Raw genomic sequence first — 22043 nt, forward strand, 5'->3', positions numbered from 1 at the left:
GGCAGTCAGGCTGTTAGCGTCGCGGCCATGAACCCCATTCCCGTCCGGCACGGCGTCACGCCCGCGATCTTCCAGGAAATCCGTGCGGCCGGCGAGCCCGTGGTGATGAAGGGACTGGCGGCGGGCTGGCCGTTCGTGCGCGCCGCCGATGCCGCCGGCAATCTCCGCGCCATGGCGCTGCCCGGTACGGTCCATTTCATGCGCGCACCGCCCGAGATCGAGGGGCGCATGCATTATGGCGCGACGATCGGCTCGCGCAATTTCACGCGCGAGGAAGCGAGCTTCGCCGGCTTCCTCGACCTGCTCGCCGAACAGGCCGGGGTGGAACGTCCCGAGGCGTTGGCGCTGCAGGGGCTGCCCGCGTCCCAGCTGATGCCGGGCTTTGCCGAGGCGAACCCGATGCCGCTCGTCCCCGGCATCGCGCCGCGGCTGTGGATCGGCAATGCCGCCAAGGTGGCGATCCATCACGATCCGACCGAGAATATCGCCGTGGTCGCCGCCGGCCGCCGGCGCTTCACGCTGTTCGCGCCCGAGCAGGTGGGCAATCTCTACATGGGCCCGTTCGATCCGACGCCCGCCGGCGTGCAGGTGAGCATGGTCCATCTGACCGCGCCCGATCATGCGCGCTATCCGCGCTTCGCCGCGGCGATGGCGGCCGCCCTGGTCGCCGAGCTCGATCCGGGCGACGCGATCTACATCCCCTATCAATGGTATCACCATGTCGAGGCGCTCGACCGGTTCAACGTGCTGGTGAACTATTGGTGGGATCCGGTGCCGGACGCCTCGCCCTGGGAGGCGATGATGCACGGGTTCGTGAGCCTGAGGAGCCTGCCGCTCGATCAGCGCCGCGCCTGGCGGGCGATGTTCGATCGCTACGTCTTCCTGGTGGACGGCGATCCCGGCGCGCACCTGCCGGCCGAGGCGCGCGGCGTGTTCGGCGCCACCTCGCCCCAGGCGATCGCGCAGATGCGCGCGATGCTGCTCGACGGGCTGCGCAAAAGGCTGGGGCGCTAGGAAGATCATTCCTTCCCCGAAGGGGGAGGGGATCGGCTGCGTAGCGGTGCAACCTAAGCCGCGCATGTCTTGGCCACGAACTCGGCATGGTCCGGCATCAGGCCGACGCAGCGGGCGATCACGCGCTGGATGTTGCCGAGATATTCCTCGACCTGCGCCTCGGGCTTGATGTCGACCAGCGGGTCATAGCCGCGCGGGATCACGCCCTGGCCGAGGAACACCTGGATCCAGCTTTCCTCGGTGAACAGCTCGTCGTCCTCGCGGAAGACGCGGCCGTTCGCGGCGAACAGGTCGATCTTGCGCTGGAGCGTGTCGGGCACTTCCATGTCGCGGCACTGGCGCCAGAAGGCCGTGTCGTCGCGGCTGGTCGCCTTGTAGTGCAGGATGATGAAGTCGCGGATGCGCGCATATTCGAAATCGGCCTGGCGGTTGAACTCGGCGATCGTCGCGGGATCGAAGCCGCGATCGGGGAGCAGCCGGACGAGACGGATCACCATGGCCTGGATCAGGTGGATGCTGGTCGATTCGAGCGGCTCGAGAAAGCCGGAGGCCAGGCCGAGCGCGACGCAGTTCCGGTTCCAGATCTGCCGTCGCTTGCCGGTGGTGAAGCGCAGCTTGTTGGGCTCGGCGAGCTGGGCGCCGTCGAGATTGGCGAGCAGCTGAGCCTCGGCCTCTTCGTCCGATATGTGCGCGCTCGAATAGACATGGCCGTTGCCGGTGCGGTGCTGGAGCGGGATGCGCCATTGCCAGCCGGCGGTGCGCGCGGTGGCGCGGGTATAGGGGGTGAACGGCTCGGTGCGGGCGCAGGGCACGGCGATCGCGCGGTCGCAGGGCAGCCAGTGCGTCCAGTCCTCGTACCCGGTCTTCATCGCCTGTTCGATGATCAGCCCCCGGAAACCCGAGCAGTCGATGAACAGGTCGGCGGCGATGGTCTCGCCATCCTCCATGGTGACCGACTGGACGAACCCGTCCTCGCCACCCAGGGTGACGTCCGCCACCTTGCCCTCGCGCCGGCGCACCCCGCGCGCCTCGGCATAGGCGCGCAGGAACTTCGCATAGAGGCCGGCATCGAACTGAAAGGCATGGGCGATATGGCCGATCGGGCTCTCGGCCATCTTGGGATCGGCGCGCATGAACTTGTTGGCACGGGCCGCCGCGCTGTTGATCGAATAGGCGGAGAAGTCCGCGGCGCGGCCCATGGCGCGCATCTTCAGCCAATATTGGTGGCAGCGCAGCCAGCCCAGGTCCTGGCCGATCACGCCGAAGGAGTGGAAATAGGCATCGCCCTTGTGCGCCCAGTCGACGAACTCGATGCCGAGCTTGAAGCTGCCCTGGGTGCGGCGGACGAAGTCGTTCTCGTCGAGCTCGAGCAGTTCGTTGTATTTCTTGATCGCCGGGATCGTCGCTTCGCCCACGCCGACCGTGCCGATCTCTTCGCTCTCGATCAGCGTGATCTCGTACAGCCCCTGGAAGAGCTTGCCGAGCAGCGCGGCGGTCATCCAGCCCGCCGTGCCGCCGCCCACGATCAGGATGCGCTTGATCTGCTGCATATCGCGCCCGTTATCCCCCCGTTCCTTTCCTCACCCTGCCAGCCTCGATTCCCTTCGTCATGCTGAAACAAGTTCAGAGTGACGAAGGGGAATCTAGCAGGCCGTCGGCACCGCCGGCTCCGGCAGCGCCCCGGTGCGGACGGGCCTGGCGTAGCGCAGGCCATATCCCCGCGCGAACTGCACCACATTCCCCGGCCCCTCTCCGGTGGAGCAGGCCGAGCCCGGCCAGGCGAAGGACAGGCGGCCCGAAAAATCGTGGCGCCGGCCGACGAGCAGGTCGGCCAGGCCCGCGCCCTCGGTGCCGGGCAGGAACGCGGCGACAAAGGCATCGGACAGGTTGATCAGGTCGTTCGCATAGGCCGGGCGCCCGGAATAGAGCACCGACACGACCGGCGCGCCCTTGCCCGAGACGCGCCGGAGCACCGCCAGGTCCTCCGGATGGAGGGCGCTGTGCGCCGCCGGCTTGGGCGCGCGGACATCGCCGTTATATTCGGCATAGGGCGTCTCCCCAATCACCGCGACCACGGCGTCGAACTTGCCCGGATCGACATCCTTGCCGTCTTGCGAGAAGGTCACGTTGGCGGTGCCCAGCGCGTCGCGCAGCGCGGCGAGCAGGGTGGTGCCGCCCTTGAAGTCGGCATTGCGGTTCTCGGTCCCCTGCCAGGTGAGCGACCAGCCGCCGGTCTGGTTGGACAGGCTGTCCGCGCTGGCGCCCACCACCAGCACGCGCTTGCCCACCGCCAGCGGCAGCACGCCCTGGTTCTTGAGCAGTACCGCCGACTTGCGCACCGCCTCGCGCCCCAGCTCGCGCGCGGCGAGTGCCTCGGCCTTGCCGGCAAAGGCGCCGTCGTTCGGGTTGCGCTCGAACAGCCCGGCGCGCAGCTTGACGCGCAGGATGCGAGTCACCGCGTCGTCGATCCGCGCCATGGCGATGCGGCCCTCGCGCACGTCCGCCGCGGTATTGGCGATGAACGCCTTCCAGTCGTCGGGCACCATGATCATGTCGATCCCGGCATTGACCGCCTGGGGGCAGTGATCCTTGGTGCAGCCCGGCACCTGCTGGATGCCGTTCCAGTCGGACACGATCAGCCCGTCAAAGCCCAACCGGGCCTTGAGCACCTCGGTCAGCAGTTCGCGGCTGCCGTGCATCTTGCCATGGTCCTGGCCGGCGGCGGTGTCGTTCCAGCTGCTGTACGAGACCATCACCGTCTGCACGCCGGCTGCGAGTGCGGGATAATAGCCGGCGCCGTGCACCTGGATCATGTGTGCGCGGGCGGCGCGGTTCTCGCCCTGGTCGATGCCGTCGAACGTGCCGCCGTCGCCCAGGAAATGCTTGGCGGTGGCCACCACGTCGCCGTCGCCGGTCAGCTCGCCCTGCAGCCCATGGACCATGGCGCGCGAATAGGCGGCCACGATCGCCGGATCGCTCGAATAGCTTTCATAGGTGCGGCCCCAGCGGCGGTTCTCGCCCACCGCCAGGGTCGGCGCGAACACCCAGGAGATGCCGGTCGCGCGCACCTGCCGGGCAGTGGCGCGGCCGATCCGCTCGACCAGTGCGGGATCGTGCGCGGCGCCCAGGCCGATATTGTGCGGAAACAGCGTCGCCCCCGCGACATTGCCGTGGCCGTGCACTGCGTCGGTGCCCCAGATCACCGGCACGCGCACCGCCATGTCGGTCGCCATGGAGGCGCGGTAATAGGCGTCGGACAGGGCGGTCCAGTCGGTGACGGCCGCATCCTTCTTCATTCCCGGCCACGCGCCGCCGCCGTTGAGGACCGAGCCGATATAGTAGCGCCGCACCTCGTCCGGCGTGATCGAGCGGATGTCCGCCTGGGTCATCTGGCCGATCTTCTGCTCCAGCGTCATGCCGCGCACGATGCCGGCGATCCGCGCCTCCATCGCCGCGTCGGGCGCGGTGGGGGAGCGGAGGGTCGGCCAGTCCTGGCCATGCCAGAGCAGGTCGCCGCCCGCGCCGGTGCCGGCGCAGCTCGCCAGCAGGGGAAGGATCAGCCAGAGCCCGGATCGCAGCGCTTTCATGTGGTTACTCATCCGCAAGGGGCGGCGCTCGGGCCGCGAGGATAAAAAAGGGGAGGCGCCGGCATTGCCGTGCACCTCCCCTCGAACGCCCGGAAGGTCGACCCGGGGGGAGGAAATCAGAAGCGGTAGTTGAACCCCAGCAGGAACTGGCGGCCATATTTCTCATAGGTCTCGGGCAGCGGCGTGCCGTCGCTGGTGTGCGTGCCGCCCTTGTCCAGCCCCAGCCGCGTGCGATAGGGCGAGTCGGTCAGGTTGCTGACCTGGAGCAGCACGCCGAGGCCCTTCAGCGCCGAATTGTCCGGGAAGGTGTAGCCGATCTGGGCGTCGAGCTGCCGGTCCGCCAGGATCTCCGTATAGCCGCGGTTGGTGAACAGCTGCACCGTCTCGCCCTTATAGGCCGAACGGAAGCGATAGCTCGCGCGCGCCTGGAAGCCCCATTTCTCGAAATAGCCGGTGACGTTGTACACCGTGCCGGACAGGCCTGGAATGCGGACCACGTCGTTGCCGTCGGTGGGGTTGAGGTCGGATTCCGTGTAGGAATAGCTGCCGGTGAACCCGAAGCCGTCCAGCGCCGGGATGATGCGGCCGATCTCGATCGCGCCGCTGACTTCGATGCCCTTCAGATTGCCGCCCGGGCCGTTGGCCGGCATCGTCACCTGCCCGATCGTGCTGATGTTGACGTTGCCCGGGATCTGGTTGGTGGGGATGGGCAGGCCCGAGAAGTCGATCGCGAAATTGCGGTTGTAGATATAGTTGTCGAGCCATTTGTAGAAGCCGGCGACGCTGATGTAGGTCGCCTTGCCGATGTACCATTCATAGGCGACGTCCAGCGCCTTGGCACGCCAGGGCTGGAGTTTCGGGTTGCCGCCGGTCGCCGACCAGGGGAAGACCGTGCTGCCCGGCGCGCAGGGCGGGCTGCCGCCGCAGGGATTGGTGGTGAAGCTGGGCGTGAAATTCGCGCGCATGTCGTCCATGCGCGGGCGCGCCAGCACCTTGGACGCGGCCAGGCGGATGCGGTGGCCGCCGCCCAGGTCGTAGATCAGGTTCGCGCTCGGCAGCACGTCGGTATAGTGCATCGTCTCGAACACTTGCGACAGCGCGATCGGAGTCAGCGTCTGGTTGATCCGCAGGCCCGACGAGGACTGGAACTGCTCCACCACCTGCACGCCGACATTGCCGCGCAGCCGGCCCCATTCGATGTTCGCCTTCGCCTTCCAGGTGATGACGTCTTCCTTGATCTTCCACGCCTTGTCGAAGTGGTTGGCGTCCTCCAGCGGGGTCTTGTTGTAATAGGTGTCGAGCGCCGCAGGCACGTTCCAGGCGATCACGTTGCCGAAGCCGACAAAGTCGAGCGAGGTCGGATCGAGCAGGAACTGCGAGCCGACCGGCACCTGCGCGCGCCCGTTCTTCAGGTTGAGGTCGAGCTCGTCGACGGTCTTGCGCTTGTTGCGCTGCGTGTAGTTCACGCCGAGCTCGATGTTCCGCAGGAACCCGCCGATCTCCCGGCTCAGCATGAAGTCGACGGCGCCCAGCTCTTCCTTGACGTGCGGCGACTTCACCAGGCCGTCATGGCCCCAGCCGCCCCAGGGCGCGCGATCGCCGAGCGAGACCTGGCTGGCATTCGCATAGTCCAGGCCGAAACCGTAATGCGGGAAGGCGCCGTCGATCGGGAACGAGAAGTCGTAATTGTCCATGGTGCGGGTCTGGAACGGGCCCACGCCATAGCCGCCATAGGTCTCGATATAGGTCTCGTCGCGCTTGTTGGTCGAATAGCTCAGGTCGGCGACGAAGCGCGTGCGCTCGTCGAGCTGGAACTCGTTGTTGAGCCCCGCCGAGAACAGCTCGTCCTTGCGCTCGTTATAGTCGTTGCGGAGGATCGGAACGGCGTTGGTGATGCGGCCCGAAGTCCCGATCGCCGAGCCGCCCAGCTGGCTGGTGCCGATATTGGAGAAGGTCGCGTTGTCCGCCCAGCCATTGGAGAACCACTGCGCGCCGCGGATCACTTCCTTCTGCTTGAAGCGCGAATAATAGACGTCGAGCACGCTGTGGACGCTGTCGCTGGGCTTCCATTCGAGCGTGCCCATCACGCCGTCGCGCTGGTTGCGGCGGCTGGTCGCCCAGGCTTCCTGCCCGTTGAGCTGCAGCGCATTGTCGGCGGAATCGGGCGTGACGGTGTTGGGGCTGCACGGATTGGCGACCGTCGGCTGGCAGACGCCGCCGAACGCCTCATAGCCATAGGCCTTGTAGTGATCGACATGGCTGGGCGAATCGAGATGCGCATAGCCGAGCGACCAGCCGAGCGTGCCGGCGGCGTTCTGGTCGATATAGCTGAGCGTGCCGCGCCAGCCCCATTTTGAGATGTCGGCGTTGCGGCCGCCATCGGCGTCGAGCTCGCCGCGAAGGTTCATCGCGATCGCGCGCTTGCCATAGGCGAGCGGGCGCACCGTGCGCAGGTCCGCGCTGCCCGACAGGCCCATGCCGGCAATGGCGGCATCCGGGGTCTTGTACACCACGACGCTCGACAGCAGTTCCGCCGGATACTGGTCGAACTCGACGGCGCGGTTGTCGCCCGAGCTGGCCTGTTGCCGCCCGTTGAGCAGCGTGGTGGTGAAGTCCGGCGCGAGGCCGCGGATCGAGATCACCTGGGCGCGGCCGTTGACGCGCTGGGCGGCGAGGCCTGGCAGGCGGGCGATCGATTCGGCGATCGAGACGTCGGGCAGCTTGCCGATGTCCTCGGCCGATACCGCCTCGACGATAGAGGCCTGGTCCCGCTTGATGTTGATCGAATTCTGCAGGCCGGCGCGCAGGCCGGTCACGACGATCGTGCTCTCCTCGGCCGGCACCTGGTCCTGCCCGGCCCGTGTGGCGCCATCCTGCGCCCAGGCCTGGGCTGGCAACGTTGTCGCCAGAGCCAGCGTCGAAATCGTGAGCCCGAGATTGCCCCTTGCGCGACCCATGACGCGCACATGCGGACGCTCCGCCATCGCCTCTTCCCCTCTCTAAGTAAGCGGCCGTTATCGACCGTCTTTGCCCCTTGGGCGCATCCGCGGAAATTGGAAGCGCTTCCAATTGGTATCATCGCGTCGCGCGAAATTGTCAACGCGTTACAGAAAACGCTTACGGATTGGCCTGGTACGGTGGGTTCAGCCGCGCGGCGGAGCGACGGATTCGCGCAGGACGAGATGGTGGTCGATCGCGTCGAAGCCCGGCGTGCCCGTGCCCTGGCCGCGCAGCAGGGTCTCGACCAGGCGCTCGACCGCCCGCGCGGCGATGCGGCGAATCGGCTGGTGGATGGTGGTGAGCGGCGGCCAGATATAGGCGGCGACCGGCGCATCGTCGAAGCCGACCACCGACAGCTCGCCAGGCATGAGCAGGTGCATGCGGTGCGCGGCGAACATCGCGCCGACCGCCATGTCGTCATTGGCGCAGACGATCGCGGTCGGGCGGTCGGGGCCGGCGAGCAGCGCCTCGGCCAACTCCACGCCGGAGCGGAAGCTGAAGTCGCCGCGCAATGCCGTCACCGCACCTTCGTCGAGCCCCGCTTCGGCGAGCGCGCGCAGGAAGCCGGCGAAGCGCGTCTCGGCGGCGAGATGGCCTTCGATCCCCAGCATGTAGCCGAAGCGGCGATGGCCGGCGGCGACGACGTGATGGGCGATCTCATAGCCCGCCGCCGCCTCGTCGAACCCGACGCCGGGCAGCAGCGCGCGCACTTCCTCGCTGGGCGAGATGCAGACGACCGGGCAGCCCTGGGCGATCAGCCGGCGGGCGAGTCCGGCATCGGCGGAGAGCGGCGGCGACAGGATCAGCCCGGTGCTGCGGCCCGAGGCGAACAGCTCGATCAGCCGGTCGTCGCGATTGTCGTCCTCGATATGGATGTTGAAGGTGGAAAGCTCGAACCCCGCCGCCGCGGCCGCGCGCAACGCGCCCAGTTCGATCGCGGCGAAATAATAGGAATTGGGCGGCGCGTCGCGCGCGTTGCAGTTGATCAGGGTAAGCGTGTTGCTGGCCCGGCTGGCGAGGTTGCGCGCCTGTGGATTGACCCGGTAGTCGAGCGCCTCGACCGCGCGCATCACCCGGTCGCGCATCTTGTCGCTCACATGCGCCTGGTCGTTGAGCGCCCGCGACACGGTGGCCCGGCCCACACCGGCGAGCGCCGCGACGTCGTCGATCGTCGGCGGCCGTCCGTTCCGGCCGGTCTCCGTGCCGCTGGCGCCCGGTATCGGCGACGATTTGGAAAGCGATGACATTTCTAGAAAGGAATGGGTGGCACAGGCGCTGGCGGAGCGGCAACCCAAAATGCGCGCCGTCCGGCTAGGGAAGCGGCAGCGCCGTCGTCGCCTTCACCTGCGAGAGCGCGACGGTGGAGTTGATCTCCTGCACGCCGGGCAGCTTGGAGAGCCTGGTGAAGAAGAAGCGCTCATAGGCCTCGATATCGGCGGCGACGATGCGCAGCATGAAGTCGAACACGCCCATCAGCACATAGGCTTCCAGTACTTCCGGGAAGGAACGGATCGCCGTGGCGAACTCGTCGAGATTGGCGCGGCCATGCGCGTTCAACTTGATCTGCGCGAAGATGTGCGCGTTGAGCCCGATCTTCTGCCGGTCGACCAGCGCGACGCGCCGGGTGATGATTCCTTCCTTCTCCAGCCGGTCGACGCGGCGCCAGCAAGGCGAGCTCGACAGGCCGACCATCTCGCCGAGCCTGGCGGTGGGCATCGACGCATCTTCCTGGAGCACCTGCAGGATCTTGCGTTCGAACGGATCGAGTTCGGCAGGCAAATCTGTTCTCCAATTCGGCAGAATTCGGTAGGATTTTGCCGATATATGCTTGGAATACGCGAACGAGGCCAGTTTATCCCGCAGGATCATGAAAGAGTCGCCCCTGGATTTCAGGAGCGCTTTCATGGTCGATGCCCCGCAAGTTACCGCCACCCCGCCGGAGAGCGTGCATGTGCTGCGCGATGCCGAGAGCGGGCTGGACGGCGTGATCGTGCTCCACTCCACACGGCGCGGCCCCGCGGCGGGGGGATGCCGGCTGTGGCGCTATGGCGACCATGCCGCGCTGGTCGGCGATGCGATGCGGCTGGCCGAGGGCATGACCTTCAAGAATGCGATGGCCGATCTGCCCCTGGGCGGCGGCAAGGCGGTGCTGAACCTGCCGGCGGGCGATTTCGACCGGCGCCGGCTGTTTGCGGCGTTCGGCCGGGCGGTGGCGCGGCTCGAGGGCGGCTATGTCACCGCCGAGGATGTCGGCACCTGTGTGGCCGATATGGAAGCGGTGCGCGGCCAGACCCGCCATGTCGCCGGCCTGCCGCCCCGGGGTGGCAGGCCCGGCGGCGATCCCTCGCCCTGGACGGCGCGCGGCGTGTTCCTGGCGATGGAGGAAGCCGTCCGCCGCCAGCTGGGCAGCGATCTGCGCGGGGTGCGTGTCGCGGTGCAGGGGCTCGGCAATGTCGGCTCCGCGCTGTGCGGAATGCTCCATGCGGCGGGCGCGCGGCTGATCGTCGCCGAGCCGCGCCCCGGCGTCGCCGCGGATATCGCCTGCCGCTATGATGCGGAGATCATGGGCCGCGACAGCATCCTCGATGCCCGCTGCGCGGTCTTCGCGCCCTGTGCGCTGGGTGGGGTGCTCGATGGCGACGCCGTGGCGCGGCTGCGCGCGCGCATCGTCTGCGGCGCCGCGAACAATGTGCTCGCCACGCCCGAGGATGGCGACCGGCTCGCCGATCGCGGCATCCTCTATGCGCCCGACTATGTCGTGAACGCGGGCGGGATCATCAGCGTCGCCGGGGAATATCTCGGCTGGAGCGCCGATGAAGTGGCGGCGCGCGTCCATGCGACCGGCCTGCGGCTCGGCGCGGTGCTCGCCCATGCCGCGCGCGAGGGGCTGGCGCCGCATCGTGCCGCCGACGCGCTCGCCCGCGCGCGGATCGTCGCGGCATCGCCGGCGCCGGTGCGCGAAGCCGCCTGAGCCCGGCCATGCGGTTCGACATCATGGGCGAGGCGAGCGCTGCCCTGCTGTGCCGCCTGGTCGGGCTGGCCGCGCAGCATGATCTCGCGGCGCCGGCCATGGAGGTGCGGGTGACGCCCGAGCGCATGACCGTGCGGCTCGAGCTCGACGGCCTGGCCGGGCCGCCGGGCAGGATCGTGGCGGAGAAGATGCGCCGCTGCATTGGTGTCGAAGCGGTGGCGCTCGACGGGGTGCCGCTTTAGGCGGGCGCGAACGCGCGCAGGAACACTTCGGCCATCTGCGTGGCCTCGTGGTCACGCTCGGCCGCCGACAGTTCCTGCCCCCAGATCATGCGCTGCTGCACGCCGAGGCAGAGCGAGGCGAGCACGCGCGCCGCGAACAGCGGGTCCGCGCGGCGGAGCGTCCCCGCATCCATCGCGCGCTCGAGAAAACCGGCGAGCAGCTGCTGGGTGGGCATGGGCGCGCGGCGATAGAAGATGTCGCCGATCTCGGGAAAGCGGCTGACTTCCGAGGCGATCAGCCGGTGCAGCCGCAATCCGTCGGGCGACGAGATCTTGGCGATGAAGCCCCGGCAGAATTGCAGCACGGCGGCGCGCACATCCTCGCCCGGCTTGAGCACATCGGCCAGCTGGCCGCGATATTCCCTGGTCGCATCGTCGAGCACCGCGGCGAACAGCTCTTCCTTCGACGGGAAATAGTTCCACAGCGTGCCCTTGGAACCGCCAAGCTCCGCCGAGATCGCCGACATCGAAGCGCCGGAATAGCCCTGGTCGAGGAACACGCGCTTGGCGATCGCCAGGATCGCCTCGCGCCGTTCCTCCTTGCGCGCCTCGCGCTTGCCGGACGGTCTATCCAGTATTTTTTCCATAACCGTACTATAGGGTACGATTACGGGTTGACAAGATGGCGGCCCGCGCCCATCTGCCGCGCCGTACCCGACAGTACGGTATTTAAATCATGATCCGATTCTCCCTTCGTCCGTTGCTGCTCGTCGCGACTGCCGGGACCGCGCTGCTTTCCGCGTGCGCGCCGGTGCCGCAGCTCGGCGCCCGTCCCGAAGTGCGTGCGGCGGCCGGCTATGCCGCCGACCAGTCGCTGGCCGCCCGGGCGGATGCCGCGAACTGGCCCGCCAACGATTGGTGGAGCGCCTATGGCGATACGCAGCTGAGCGAGCTGATCGCGGAGGGGCTGGCCGGCTCGCCCGATCTCGCCGCCGCCGCCGCGCGCCTGCGCTCGGCCCAGGCCTATGCCCAGCAGGCCGGCGCCGCGCTGCTGCCGTCGGTGGGCGTCCAGGCGGGCGCGACCGAGGGCAAGCAGAGCTACAATAACGGCATTCCCGCCGCCTTCGTGCCCAAGGGCTGGAACGACAGCGGCCAGGTCGCGGCGAACCTGAGCTTCGATCTCGACCTGTGGGGCAAGAACCGGGCCTCGCTCGCTGCCGCCACCTCGGATGCCGCGGCCGCGCGGATCGAGCTGGAGCAGTCGCGGCTCGTGCTCTCGACCAACATCGCCAGCGCCTATGCCGATCTCGCGCGCCTGGCCTCGCAGCGCGGCGTCCAAGCCAAGGCGCTGGAGCTGCGCACCCAGACGCAGAAGCTGGTGAGCGACCGGGTGACCAACGGGCTCGATACCCGCGCCGAGCTGAAACAGGCCGACGCCGCGGTGCCTGCCGCCCGCGCCGACCTGGCCGCCACCGACGAGGCGATCGGACTTACCCGCAACCGCATCGCCGCGCTGCTCGGCAAGGGGCCGGACCGCGGGCTGACCATCGCGCTGCCCGCCGGCCCGGCCGGCGCGCACGGGCTGCCGGCGGGCGTCACCACCGACCTGATCGGCCGCCGTCCGGACATCGCCGCCGCCCGCGCCCGGGTGGAGGCCGCCGCAAGCCGCATCAAGGTGGCGCGCGCCGATTTCTATCCCTCGATCAACCTCAGCGCGCTGATCGGCTTCCAGGCCTTCGGGCTCGACAATCTGTTCAAGAGCGGATCGACCTATGGTTCGGTCGGCCCGGCGATCAGCCTGCCGATCTTCCGGGGCGGGCAGTTGGCCGGCCAGTACAAGGGCGCCCGCGCCGGCTATGACGAAGCGGTCGCGACCTATGATTCGACCGTGACCACCGCCTATCGCGAAGTCGCCGATGCGGTGACCAGCAAGAACGCCTTGGTCACGCGCCTTTCGGAAAGCCGCCAGGCGCTCGCCGATTCCGAGGCCGCCTATGCGATCGCCCGCCAGCGCTACGAGGGTGGCCTGTCGACCTTTCTCGACGTGCTGACCGCCGAGCAGGGCGTGCTGCAGAACCGCCAGATCGTCGCCGATCTCGAGGCGCGGGCGTTCACGCTCGACGTCCAGCTGGTCCGCGCGCTGGGCGGGGGCTTTTCCACCGACACCGCGGCCGCCGCCGCAACCAAGGACTCGACCCATGGCTGATGCCGAACCCCAGATCCATGTCGCAAGCGCCGACGCGGCGCCCGCCAAGCCCAGCCTGCGCCGACGGCTGCTCACCGGCATCGCCGGCGCGGTGCTGATCGCCGGTGTCGGCTATGGCGCCTGGTACGTGCTGGTCGGCAGCCATTACATCAGCACCGACAATGCCTATGTCGGCGCCGACACCGCCAGCGTCACGCCGATGATCGCGGCACAGGTGGCCGGCGTCGCGGTGTCCGATACCCAGGCGGTGAAGCGGGGCGACGTGCTCGTCCGGCTCGACGACAGCGACGCGCGGATCGCGCTCGCCCAGGCCGAGGCGGATCTCGCCAAGGCCCGCCGCCAATACGGCCAGACCTCGGCCACCAGCGCGGCGCTCGCCGCGCAGGTCCAGGCCCGTGGTGCCGATATTTCCCGAGCCCGTGCCCAGCTCGTCGCCGCCGAGGCGGATTACGAGAAGGCGCGGGTGGACCTCGCCCGGCGCCAGCGCCTCGCCCCCAATGGTGCGGTGTCGGGCGAGGAGCTCACCTCGGCGACCAACGCCTTCTCCTCGGCCAAGGCCAATCTGGAGCTGGCGAGGGCCGGCGTGGCCCAGGCCAACTCGACGCGCGGCGCGGCCAGCGGCGAGCTTGCGGCGAACAATGCGCTGATCAGCGGCACCACCGCCAATTCGGCGCCGGAAGTGCTCTCCGCCCAGGCCAGGGTGGCGCAGGCGCGGCTCGACCTCGATCGCACCGTGATCCGCGCGCCGATCGACGGCGTGGTGACGCGCCGCAACGTCCAGGTCGGCCAGCGCGTCGCCCCGGGCGCGCAGCTGATGCTGGTCGTTCCGGTGGGCCAGCTCTATGTCGACGCCAATTTCAAGGAAGGCCAGCTGACCCGCGTGAAGGTCGGCCAGCCGGTGACGCTCAAGTCCGACCTTTATGGCGGCGGCGTCGAATATCACGGCAAGGTCGTCGGTCTGTCGGGCGGCACCGGCTCGTCCTTCGCGCTGATCCCGGCGCAGAACGCCACGGGCAACTGGATCAAGGTGGTCCAGCGCCTGCCGGTGCGCGTCGCGCTCGATCCCAGGGAGCTTGCCGAGCACCCGCTCCGGGTCGGCCTTTCCATGGACGCCGAGATCGACGTCTCGAAGAACTGAGGACGGCTGCGATGAACGGCAAGACCGAGACGGCGGCGCCCCTGACCGGGCTGCCGCTGATCCTTGCGGGCGTGGTGCTCGCGCTGACCAACTTCATGGTGGTGCTCGATACCACCATCGCCAACGTCTCGGTCCCGCACATCTCGGGCAGCCTCGGCATCTCGGGCAGCCAGGGGACGTGGATCATCACTTCCTATGCCGTGGCGGAGGCCGTGTGCGTGCCGCTGACCGGCTGGCTCGCCGGGCGCTTCGGCACCGTGCGTACCTTCACCTTCGGGATGATCGGTTTCGGCGTCTTCTCGGTGCTGTGCGGCCTGTCGACCTCGCTCGGCATGCTCGTCGCCTGCCGTGTCGGCCAGGGGCTGTGCGGCGGCCCGCTGATGCCGCTGTCGCAGACGCTGCTGATGCGCATCTTCAAGCCCGAGCAGCGCGCCCAGGCGATGGGCGTCTGGTCGATGACCACCGTCGTCGCGCCCATCCTGGGCCCGATCCTGGGCGGCACGATCTCGGACAGCTGGTCGTGGCACTGGATCTTCTTCATCAACATCCCCGTCGCCGCCCTGTGCGCGTTCGGCGGCATGCGGCTGCTCTCCAGGGTCGAGACGCCAACGAGCAAGCTGCGCGTCGACCGGGTCGGGCTGATGCTGATGCTGCTGTGGATCGGCGCGCTGCAGATCATGCTCGATCTCGGCCGCGAGCATGACTGGTTCAACGACCGCACGATCGTGATGCTCGGCGTGACCGCGCTGATCGGCTTCATGGTCTTCCTCGCCTGGGAAGGCACCGAGGACCAGCCGATCGTCGACCTGCGCGTGTTCCGGCACCGGGGCTTCACCGTGGCGGTGCTGTCGCTGGCCCTGGCCTTCGGCACCTTCTTCTCCTCGGCGGTGATCATTCCGCAATGGCTGCAGACCAGCATGGGCTACACCGCGACCTATGCGGGCTATGCCACTGCCTTCACCGGCGTGGCGGCGGTGATCATGTCGCCGATCGTCGCCAAGCTGACGAGCAAGGTCGATCCGCGGGCGCTGGTGTGCTTCGGCATATTGTGGCTGGGCTTCACCTCGCTGCTGCGGGTCCATTGGAACAGCCAGGCCGATTTCTGGAGCCTCGCATTCCCGCAGATGCTGCAAGGCATCGGCATGCCGTTCTTCTTCATTCCGCTGACCACGCTGGCGCTGGGTTCGGTGCGGCCGGAGGAGACGGCGTCGGCGGCGGGCGTGATGGCGTTCCTGCGGACGATGGCGGGCGCGATCGGCACGTCGGTATCGACCACCGCCTGGGACGACAGCGCCCGCGTCGCCCGCAGCGAGATCGCCGCGCGGCTGAACAGCGACGGCACCGTCGATGCGATGGCGGCGCAGGGCTTCTCGCTCGACCAGGCGCGGCTCGCGATCGCGCAGCTGGTCGACAAGGAGGCCTTTGCGCTGGCGACGAGCCACATCTTCCTGATCTCCGCCTTCGTCTTCGTCGGCGCGGCGATGATCATCTGGCTGACCCCGCGCCCGCGCCGGGCGGTGGGGGCGGGCGCGGCGCATTAGGCCCGCCATCAGGGACGCTTACACATGGGCGTGGATGTGATAGGGACGCCGTGATGCGCCTGTTGCTGCCCTTCATTGCCTGTCTGATGCTGGTGATCACCAGCCTGACGACGGTCGCGCATGCGACCGAGGCGCCGGAGCGGCATCTCACCACGATCGAGATCGATGGCTGGCACGCCCCCGGCGACGCCGATGAAGTGCCGGCGGACCCCGACAAGAACTATCCGCATCATCATGCGACCTGCCACGGGCATGACCTTGCCGCGCCGGTAAAGGCGCCCGCGGCGCCGCTTGCCCATGGCGGCACCCGGCTGGCCTGGCGCATGGCCAGCGCCGAGCTCGCCGCGCGCGTGGCCGACACGCCGCTCAGACCACCGATCGCCTGACACCGGCCTCCGCGCCCTTCGCGGCGCGTCTGTCCCTGTCAGGAGTTCAAGTTCATGTATCGAATCGCAGCGGCGCTTTGCGCCGCGACGCTCATTGCCGGTTGCGGCGCGCCCGCGCCCCAGCCGGAAAACAAGACCGCCGAGGCGCATGCCGAAGGCACCGCCACGCTCACCGCCGAACAGATCGCTTCGGCCAACATCACGCTGATCCGGCCCGGCCGGGGCGGCGCCGGGGCCGCGATCGAGGCGCCCGCGCTGCTCGAAAGCGATCCGGACGCCACCCGGGTGGTCGCCGCGCCGCTCGAAGGGCGGGTGATCGCGCTCGTCCGTAACCTGGGCGATGCCGTGCGCCGGGGCGAGACGCTGGCGGTGATCGAGAGCCGCCAGGCCGCCGGCCTCCAGGCCGAAGTGGAGAAGGCGCGGACCCGGCTGGAGCTCGCCCGCAAGACGCTGGCGCGCGACGAGGCGCTCTATGCGCGCGGCTTCCGCCCGCTGCGCGAAGTCGAGATCTCGCGCGCTGCCGCCGAACAGGCGGAGACCGATGTGCGGCTCGCGCGCCAGCAAGTGGCGGCTTCGGGCGTGCGCGGCGGCAGCCTCAACCGGATCGTGATCACCGCGCCGATCGCCGGCCGCGTCGTCGCGCGCAGCGCGGTGCCGGGCCAGATGTTCACCGCCGATGCGGCGGAGACCGAGTTGTTCCGGATCGCGGCGCTCGAGCGGCTCAGCGTCGCCCTGTCGATCGCCGCCGGCGATGCCGCGCGGGTGCGGCCCGGCAATCCGGTCGAAGTGACGGCGGCGGGGCGCACCGCCATGGCGCGGGTGCGCTTCGTGGCGCCGGCGCTCGATCCGCAGACACGGCTCGTCCGGGTGATCGCCGATCTCGACAATCGCGGCGGCCAGTGGCGCGCGGGCGAACCGGTGCAGGCGCGGATCGAAGTCGCCGGAGCGGGCGATGCGCCGCTGATGGTGCCGGCCACGGCGGTGCAGACGGTGGAGAACCGCCCCGTGCTGTTCGTGCGGACGCCGCAGGGCTTCCGCACCCAGCCGGTGACGCTGGGCGCGCGCGACGGCGCGATGGTCGCGATCCTCTCCGGCCTGGCGGACGGCGAGCAGATCGCCGCCACCAACACCTTCACGCTCAAGGCCGAGCTCGGCAAGGGCGAAGCGAGCCATGAGGACTGAGCCATGATCGCCCGCATCGTCAACTGGGCGGTCGACAAGCGCTGGCTTGTCCTCCTGCTCACCGCCATCGCCGCCGTGATCGGCGCCGCCGCCCTGTACCGCCTTCCGATTGACGCGGTGCCGGACATCACCAACAACCAGGTCCAGATCAACGTCCGCGCGCCCGCGCTCTCGACCGAACTGGTCGAGAAGCAGGTCGCCTTTCCGATCGAGACCGCGCTCGCCGGCATTCCCGGCCTCGAATATACCCGCTCGCTCAGCCGCAACGGCTTCGCCCAGGTGACGGCGGTGTTCACCGACGCCACCGACATCTATTTCGCCCGGGCCCAGGTGAACGAGCGGCTGGCCGGGGTGCGCGAGGGCCTTCCCGACGGCGCCGATCCCGAGCTGGGGCCGATCGCCACCGGCCTGGGCGAAGTCTATATGTGGACGGTCCGGCTCGACCACCGGGCGGACGACAAGCACCAGCCCGGCGAGCCCGGGATGCAGCCCGACGGCAGCTACATCACCCCCGAAGGCGAGCGGCTGGCGAGCGAGACGGACAAGGCGACCTATCTGCGCACCGCGCAGGACTGGATCGTCACGCCGCTCCTCAAGAACGTGCCGGGCTTGGCGGGCATTGATTCGATCGGCGGCTATGCCCGGCAGATCCTCGTCATTCCCGACGTGGCGAAGCTGGCGACGCTCGGCCTGACGCTCACCGATCTGGCCACGGCGATCGAGCGCAACAACACCAGCAGCGGTGGCGGCTTCGTCGATCGCAACGGCGAGGGGCTGGCGGTGCGCGCCGATGCGCTGGTCCGGGGGCCGGCCGAGCTGTCGCGCATCGTCGTCGCCACCCGCGCGGGCGTGCCGATCACGCTCGATCAGGTCGCGACGGTGCGGACCGGCCAGGCGGTGCGCATGGGATCGGCGTCGGAGAACGGCACCGAGGTGGTGGTCGGTACCGCGATCATGCGGATCGGCGAGAACAGCCGCACGGTGGCCACCGCGGTGGCGGATCGGCTCAAGTCGATCAACGCCTCGCTGCCGCCCGACGTGGTGGTCCAGCCGGTGCTCGATCGCACCGCGCTGGTCAATTCGACGATCCGCACGGTGGCGCGCAACCTGAGCGAGGGGGCGCTGCTCGTCATCGTCGTGCTGTTCCTGCTGCTCGGCAATTTCCGCGCGGCGCTGATCGCGGCGGCGGTGATCCCGGTCACGATGCTGCTCACCGGCTTCGGCATGCTGCGCCTGGGCGTGTCGGCCAATCTGATGAGCCTGGGCGCGCTCGATTTCGGCCTGATCGTCGACGGGGCGGTGATCATCGTCGAGAACGCGCTGCGCCGTCTCGCCGAGCGCCAGCACGAAGCGGGCCGGCCGCTAGAGCGGGCCGAGCGGCTGGAGACGGTCTCCGCCGCCGCGCGCGAGATGATCCGGCCCTCCGTCTATGGCCAGGCGATCATCATGCTCGTCTATGTGCCGCTGCTCACGCTGAGCGGCGTCGAGGGCAAGACCTTCGTGCCGATGGCGGTGACGGTGATCCTCGCGCTCGCCTGCGCCTTTGTCCTGTCGCTCACCTTCGTGCCCGCGGCGATCGCGATCTGGCTGTCGAAGCGGGTCGAGGAGAAGGAAGGGCGCATCGTCGGCTGGCTCCGCCGGCGCTACGAGCCGGGCCTGGACCGCGCGATGCGCCGGCCGACCGTCACGATCGGCGCGGCGATGGCGAGCCTGGGCGCGGCGGCGCTCGCCTTTCTGGCGCTGGGCCAGGTGTTCCTGCCACAGCTCGACGAGGGAGACCTGCTGATCCAGGCGCTGCGCATCCCCGCCACTTCCGTCCAGCAGAGCCAGGCGATGCAGGTGCCGCTCGAGCGGCTGATGGCGAAGCAGCCCGAAGTGAAGTTCGTCTTCTCCAAGACCGGCACGGCCGAGCTCGCCTCGGATCCGATGCCGCCCAACGCCACCGACATGTTCGTGATCCTGAAGCCGCGTGCCGAATGGCCCGATCCGGGGCTGCGCAAGGAGGCGCTGGTCGAACGGATCGAGGGGCAGCTCGCGAAGCTGCCGGGCAACGCGTACGAGATCACCCAGCCGATCCAGATGCGCTTCAACGAACTGATCGCGGGCGTGCGCGGCGACATTGCGGTGAAGGTGTTCGGAGACGACTTCGCCGCGATGAACGCCACGGCCGAACGCATCGCCGGCATCCTGCGCCGCACGCCCGGCGCGGCGGACGTGAAGGTCGAGCAGACCAGCGGCCTGCCGATGCTCGACATCCGGGTGAACCGCGACGCGATGGCCCGGCTGGGCGTCACCGCGCAGGACGTGCAGGACCTGGTCGCCGCCACGCTGGGCGGGCGCGAGGCCGGCAGGATCTTCGAGGGGGACCGCCGCTTCCCGGTGGTGCTGCGGCTCTCGGAGGCGCAGCGCGCCGATTTCGACGCGCTGGCGCGGCTGCAGCTGCCCGTTACGGGCGGTGCCTTCGTGCCGCTCGCCAGCGTCGCGGAGATCCGCGTCGTCGACGGTCCCAACCAGATCAGCCGGGAGAATGGCAAGCGGCGCGTCGTCGTCCAGGCGAACGTGCGCGGGCGCGATGTCGGCGGCGTCGTCGCCGATGCGCGCGCCGCGATCGAGCGCGAGGTGCGGCTGCCGGCCGGCAGCTATCTCTTGTGGGGCGGCCAGTTCGAGAATCTCGCTTCGGCGCGCGATCGGCTGGCATTGGTGATCCCTGCCTGTTTCGCGCTGATCCTGTTGCTGCTCTATGGCGCGCTCGGTTCGGCGCGCGATGCGGCCATCGTCTTCACCGGCGTGCCGCTCGCGCTGGTGGGCGGCGTGCTCGCGTTGTTCCTGCGGGGCATGGACTTCTCGATCTCGGCGGCGGTCGGCTTCATCGCCCTGTCGGGCATCGCGGTGCTCAACGGGCTGGTGATGGTCTCCTCGATCCAGGACCTGGTCCGCGCGGGCGTGGCGCGGGCGGAAGCCGCCAGGGCGGGGGCGATGCAGCGCCTGCGACCGGTGGTGATGACCGCGCTGGTCGCAAGCCTCGGCTTCGTGCCCATGGCGCTCGGGCACGGCGCGGGCGCGGAGGTGCAGAAGCCGCTGGCGACGGTCGTGATCGGCGGCCTGATCTCGGCGACCCTGCTCACCTTGTTCGTGTTGCCGGCGCTCTATGCCCGGTTCGGGCAGCCGTCGCGCGACGCGGGGTGAGGCGGATGGCGCGGGGCCGCGCTGGCGGCTCCGCGCGCATCGGCGTTGTCGCCAATCTGAAATGATCGGGCCGTAGGGGCGGCGGCAGGGTGCGGTGTCGGGCTTGCCGCCACCCCTGATACGAAAGACCCCGCCGATCACGAGCATTGCCACAGAGAGACGGATGCTCGCCTATTCGTCCGGCAATTTCGGCAAGGCCCTGGTGTTCGGCGGCGCGGATCTGACGATCCTGTTCCTGCTTACCGACGTGCTGGGCCTGAACGGTGCCCAGGCAGCGGGGCTGATGCTGTTCGCGGTGCTGGGCGATCTGGTGTTCGATCTGCTCGCAGCCCGGCTCGTCCTCCATTGGCGGGCGGTGGGGCGGGGCTATCGCTGGACCCTTGCCTTGGCCGCGCTCCCTTGCGGGGCAGCCTTCGGGCTGATCTACGCGATGCCGGCGCTGGGCCTGCATCGCACCTGGATGCTTGCGGTGGCGATCCTGGTTTTCCGCGGCGCCTATGCGGTGGTTGACGTGCCGCACAATGCGCTGATGGCGCAGGTCAGCCGTGACAGCCGGGCGCGCGGGCGCGTCTCGGGCTACCGGCTCTTCTTCAGCACGGCCAGCGCGCTGGCCATCGCCACAATGCTCACACCGCTGGTCCAGCAAGCGGGACGGACTCGGCATTTTGATGCGCTGGCGTTCACCGGGATCGGTGCGGGCCTGGCCTTTGCGCTGACCATGCTCCTGTGCGCCTGGGCTTCGGGCGGGCGCGGCGAGAGCGGCACGGCATCCGCGCTGCGCGGCGATCGCATCGCCGTTCCGCTGCGCGACCCGATGGTGTTGGCAATGGGCGCGCTGGCCCTGCTCACCGGCTTCGCCATGCCGTGCTTCGGCCGGATGCTGATGTATCTGGGAACCTATGTCGTCGATCGACCGCGTGCGGTCCCCTTGCTGCTTGCCGCGCTGACGGCGGGGCAATTCGGCGGCGTGCTCGCCTGGACTGCGCTCACCCACCGATTCAGCAAGAGCCGCCTGCTCGGTGCGGGACATGCGGTGAGCGCGTTGGGCCTTCTCTTCTTCGCCCTGTGCATGGCATGGCCGGCGGGGCAGGTGGCCGGCGCGGCACTGATCGGCTTCGGCTTTGCGAGCGTGTTCATGCTGCCCTGGGGCCTGCTTGCCGACGCGGTCGACGTCGTCGAATGGCGGCACGGCCGGCGGCTCGAGACGGGGCTGTTCGCCTTTTACCTGGTCCTGGTGAAGGCCAGCGGCGCCGGGGCGACCGCCACGATCGGCTGGGTGCTGAGCATGCTCGGCTACGTCCCCGGCGCAGTCCAGCCGGCCGGGGTGCGTCTCGGCATGCTCGGCCTCGGCCTGGGCGTACCGCTCGCCGGCGCGCTGCTGGCGATGCTGCTGCTCAGGCGCTTCACGCTCGACCATGGCCGCCATGCGCGACTGCTGCGCGCGCTGGGACGGCGTCAGGCCGGGGCGGAGCCCGTCTCCGGATCGAACCGGGGGTTGGAGAAATCGAGTGGCGAGGGCGCCACCTTGGCAGGCGGCGCCGCGCTTTCCGCCCAGGCACGGCAGAACATGTCGCGCAGCATCGCCGCGCCCGCGGCGGTGCGCTCGTAGAT

General features: G+C 69.2%; 16 protein-coding genes. 10 read left to right on the plus strand and 6 right to left on the minus strand.

What is annotated here, in order from left to right; genetic code table 11:
• The first annotated feature begins 27 nt into the window (after positions 1-27).
• Positions 28-1014 (plus strand): cupin-like domain-containing protein, encoded by a 987-nt coding sequence (locus CAP40_RS05610; RefSeq protein WP_086128306.1) that lies wholly within the window; start codon positions 28-30, stop codon positions 1012-1014.
• 53 nt (positions 1015-1067) lie between these two features.
• On the opposite strand, the gene CAP40_RS05615 is transcribed toward CAP40_RS05610, so the two are convergent.
• The 5 genes from CAP40_RS05615 to CAP40_RS05635 all read right to left on the minus strand — a co-directional run bounded on the left by CAP40_RS05615 (position 1068) and on the right by CAP40_RS05635 (position 9380).
• Positions 1068-2564 (minus strand): tryptophan halogenase family protein, encoded by a 1497-nt coding sequence (locus CAP40_RS05615; RefSeq protein ID WP_086128307.1) that lies wholly within the window; start codon positions 2562-2564, stop codon positions 1068-1070.
• A 93-nt stretch (positions 2565-2657) separates the two neighbouring features.
• Entirely contained in the window at positions 2658-4601 is a 1944-nt protein-coding gene (locus tag CAP40_RS05620) for a glycoside hydrolase family 3 protein (RefSeq protein ID WP_086128308.1), read from the minus strand.
• Between the two features lie 116 nt (positions 4602-4717).
• Positions 4718-7558, minus strand: coding sequence for a TonB-dependent receptor (locus CAP40_RS05625; RefSeq protein ID WP_086128309.1), 2841 nt, complete (start codon positions 7556-7558; stop codon positions 4718-4720).
• Between the two features lie 186 nt (positions 7559-7744).
• Positions 7745-8848 carry a LacI family DNA-binding transcriptional regulator gene (locus CAP40_RS05630; RefSeq protein WP_086128310.1) on the minus strand — a complete coding sequence of 368 codons (1104 nt, stop codon included), beginning with the start codon at positions 8846-8848 and terminating at the stop codon, positions 7745-7747.
• Between the two features lie 64 nt (positions 8849-8912).
• The gene (locus CAP40_RS05635) at positions 8913-9380 is read right to left on the minus strand and encodes an Lrp/AsnC family transcriptional regulator (RefSeq protein ID WP_256924027.1); all 468 of its coding nucleotides are present in this window, start codon (positions 9378-9380) and stop codon (positions 8913-8915) included.
• 124 nt (positions 9381-9504) lie between these two features.
• Here CAP40_RS05635 and CAP40_RS05640 point away from each other — a divergent pair, with 124 nt between their 5' ends.
• Positions 9505-10572 (plus strand): Glu/Leu/Phe/Val dehydrogenase, encoded by a 1068-nt coding sequence (locus tag CAP40_RS05640; protein WP_086128311.1) that lies wholly within the window; start codon positions 9505-9507, stop codon positions 10570-10572.
• An 8-nt stretch (positions 10573-10580) separates the two neighbouring features.
• Entirely contained in the window at positions 10581-10814 is a 234-nt protein-coding gene (locus tag CAP40_RS05645) for a hypothetical protein (protein ID WP_086128312.1), read from the plus strand.
• Here the strand turns inward: CAP40_RS05645 and CAP40_RS05650 are convergent.
• Positions 10811-11440, minus strand: coding sequence for a TetR/AcrR family transcriptional regulator (locus CAP40_RS05650; protein WP_179187921.1), 630 nt, complete (start codon positions 11438-11440; stop codon positions 10811-10813). The two genes, CAP40_RS05645 and CAP40_RS05650, sit on opposite strands and share 4 nt — an antisense overlap.
• Positions 11441-11529: 89 nt before the next feature.
• Here CAP40_RS05650 and CAP40_RS05655 point away from each other — a divergent pair, with 89 nt between their 5' ends.
• The 7 genes from CAP40_RS05655 to CAP40_RS05685 all read left to right on the plus strand — a co-directional run bounded on the left by CAP40_RS05655 (position 11530) and on the right by CAP40_RS05685 (position 22041).
• A complete protein-coding gene (locus CAP40_RS05655; protein WP_086128313.1) occupies positions 11530-12999 on the plus strand; it encodes an efflux transporter outer membrane subunit in 1470 nt (489 codons plus the stop codon).
• Complete coding sequence (locus CAP40_RS05660) at positions 12992-14137, plus strand: HlyD family efflux transporter periplasmic adaptor subunit (protein WP_086128314.1); 1146 nt, start codon at positions 12992-12994, stop codon at positions 14135-14137. Before CAP40_RS05655 ends, CAP40_RS05660 begins: the two co-directional genes overlap by 8 nt.
• An 11-nt stretch (positions 14138-14148) precedes the next feature.
• The gene (locus CAP40_RS05665) at positions 14149-15678 is read left to right on the plus strand and encodes a DHA2 family efflux MFS transporter permease subunit (protein ID WP_086128315.1); all 1530 of its coding nucleotides are present in this window, start codon (positions 14149-14151) and stop codon (positions 15676-15678) included.
• A gap of 53 nt (positions 15679-15731) precedes the next feature.
• A complete protein-coding gene (locus CAP40_RS05670; RefSeq protein ID WP_086128316.1) occupies positions 15732-16064 on the plus strand; it encodes a hypothetical protein in 333 nt (110 codons plus the stop codon).
• Positions 16065-16118: 54 nt separating this feature from the next.
• Positions 16119-17246, plus strand: coding sequence for an efflux RND transporter periplasmic adaptor subunit (locus CAP40_RS05675; RefSeq protein WP_086128317.1), 1128 nt, complete (start codon positions 16119-16121; stop codon positions 17244-17246).
• Between the two features lie 3 nt (positions 17247-17249).
• Positions 17250-20432, plus strand: coding sequence for an efflux RND transporter permease subunit (locus CAP40_RS05680; RefSeq protein ID WP_086128318.1), 3183 nt, complete (start codon positions 17250-17252; stop codon positions 20430-20432).
• Between the two features lie 163 nt (positions 20433-20595).
• Positions 20596-22041 carry an MFS transporter gene (locus CAP40_RS05685; protein WP_086128319.1) on the plus strand — a complete coding sequence of 482 codons (1446 nt, stop codon included), beginning with the start codon at positions 20596-20598 and terminating at the stop codon, positions 22039-22041.
• The last annotated feature ends 2 nt before the right edge of the window (positions 22042-22043 follow it).

The sequence above is a fragment of the Sphingomonas sp. IBVSS2 genome, from assembly GCF_002127225.1.
Classification (GTDB): domain Bacteria; phylum Pseudomonadota; class Alphaproteobacteria; order Sphingomonadales; family Sphingomonadaceae; genus Sphingomonas.